Source organism: Microcoleus sp. B7-D4 (assembly GCF_036705125.1).
GTDB lineage: Bacteria > Cyanobacteriota > Cyanobacteriia > Cyanobacteriales > Microcoleaceae > Microcoleus.
The window spans coordinates 1-2,337 of record NZ_JAUBTT010000234.1; the positions used below are offsets into that span (position 1 = coordinate 1).

Sequence of the window (2,337 nt, forward strand, 5' to 3'; positions counted from 1 at the left end):
AAGTTTGTGAAGCTGCATCAAGGCTGGGGGCTGCTGCGTACTACATCCGGCGTAATTGCTGCAATCAGCTTTGGTGCGGGTTATTTCACATCGGGTGCAGCATCGGTAAAGCAGAGAAAGAGTGAGGAAGAGGCTGCGATATTTGAGGCACGGCAAAAGCAATTAGAAGCAACTACCAGCGACATTTTGGATGAGGAAGAAATCCAGAAAACAGCGATTGCTGCTGACTTGAGAGTGAAGGACTTCAAGCGCGAACTCTATGACGGCTACAACACGCTTTATTTGGAGAAGAATCCCGAACTGTTGGAGGCTTTAACCGCCGCCACTCCCCAATCTTTACCCGCATCTTTACCCGCTCCAATAGAATCAAAGTCCGATGAAGTTGAAAATGCGGAACTCCTATCAAACACAGAATCCGCCCAAAATAACAATCAGTTATTGGGCGTAGAACTGCCAGTAACTCCCAATTTAGGAGTGAAGTTCTTTGATTGGAAGCAGTTTAGGGAGACTCCTGAGATGTTTCCTCACTTGAGAGGAGTTGCACCCACAAATGGCGGAAAAACCACGCTCTTTGATTGGCTGATGGATGTGATGCCATCCCAAAAGCAGTCGGTAATTACGGTCAAACGGTGGCCGCATCAATGGATTGGCTTGGATGTAATAGGAGTGCCTGAAGATTACAAAGCTATCCGCTCCTCTTTGGAAGCATTGCAAGGTGAAAGAGTACGGCGTACAGCATTAATGGCAAAGGGGATTGATTCACCCATTTGGAATGTAGCTGTTGATGAATGGAAAGCAATTTCGCGTAATGTAAGAGCGATTGTCGCTAGCAAAACCAAACAGATTATTTCTCTCAGTGCCAAGCAAATTATGGGTGAAATGATTACTTTAGCCAGGGAAACCAACATCCGCATCTTTGCTTTAGCGCAGGGCAGACAAGTTGTAACTTGGGGATTGGAGGGTGAAAGCGATTTAACTGAGTGTTTCTGTAGCATTTACATGGGTAAGTTTGCTGTAGAAGAATGTGAATCCTACCGCAACAAATTCCCCAAGGACTCCGAGCAATACGCCAAATACCAACAAGTGCGAGATTACTTGGAATCGCTGGGAAATAGAGCGGCATGGATTAGCTGCGAATTAGGCGAATTCCCCGCTGTTGTACCCGACTTGAGCCAATGGAAACGAGAGTTGGTAAAAGAGCCAATTGAGCCAACCGCTGATACCAATAAACAGAATATGGGAGTTGACCAAACCAGCGAAACTGATGACCCAGAAAAACTTTGGGAACTAGCAAAACAGCGCCTTGAAGAGACTTTTAAATCATCAGAAATTACTGAAACAGGGGAGCATTCAGAGCGGGATACGCAAGAATCTGACGTATCCACACCCCAAACCCCAAAGGGCGGTGGGATACCTCTAGAACCCTTACTAGATAAAGAGTACCCGATTCGAGATGGCGCGTCTCTCGTATCCAGGTACTTCTGTGAAACAACGGAATCAGCTCTTTTCGAGCAGGTATTAGCGTATCTAGATACGAGTCGCAATGCCTCTGATATTATTAAAAATGTCCTGAAATGCACCAAACCAGATAAGGATTCGCCTCGTTCGTATTCAAGCGTCGGCAAGCCCGTATTTATTTACCTGATTCGCAAATACGGAACGGCGGCTTTGATTGCACATTTTGCCGATTTCTTGGATAGGTAAAAACCTGAACAATCCTGGGTATAATCAGACCAGGCAGACGAACTTTGAGAGATTTAATGCCAAGCTTTAACAGCCGATGCTAAAGAATGAAAAGTGGAGGGATGTTAGCTGCTGCGGATACCTTGAACCGAGGTAGTATTGGTTGTTTTAATTTACAGATAGTGACGCTTATTTGATAAAATCATTAGATTGTCGTTTAGTTTTGCAGCGGGCGACTCATCCCCCAATCTGGGGGTTTTCTACTTCGATGGTATTATTTTGTTAGTTGTTGCGTGGGTTCTCCCGTGCCACAAATCAAACTATATTTTGAATGTGCTGTTTTGATATCGAGCTGTCAAACATGGAGCTAACCCAATACAGTTGGTGGGGCGAATCCAATGAGCCACCAGAACATCTCAAAACTAAAAAGCAATTGGGTGAGCTTGGTTTATCGCCTCTAAAACCTTCAGGCGTTATCCCAACTCGAAAATACGATGTGTTTCTCTACGATATCCACAATCCCGAATCCTGCCGACCCAAAAGAAAGCCATCTCCCAAACAATTGGAAACTTTAGCCGCCAACCGTCTCAAAGCTAAAATCAAGCGGGATTACCGGGAATGGTATCGAGAAGTAGGTTTCATAGAAAAAGATAG

1 protein-coding gene and 1 pseudogene are annotated in these 2,337 nt (G+C 45.0%); both read left to right on the top strand.

Annotated elements, in window-relative coordinates; genetic code table 11:
• Positions 1–1,704, top strand: a pseudogene (locus tag QUB12_RS37050) (hypothetical protein); the annotation flags it as partial.
• A 340-nt stretch (positions 1,705–2,044) separates the two neighbouring features.
• The coding region (locus tag QUB12_RS37055) for a hypothetical protein (RefSeq protein WP_333311076.1) at positions 2,045–2,337 on the top strand (293 nt) is incomplete at its 3' end.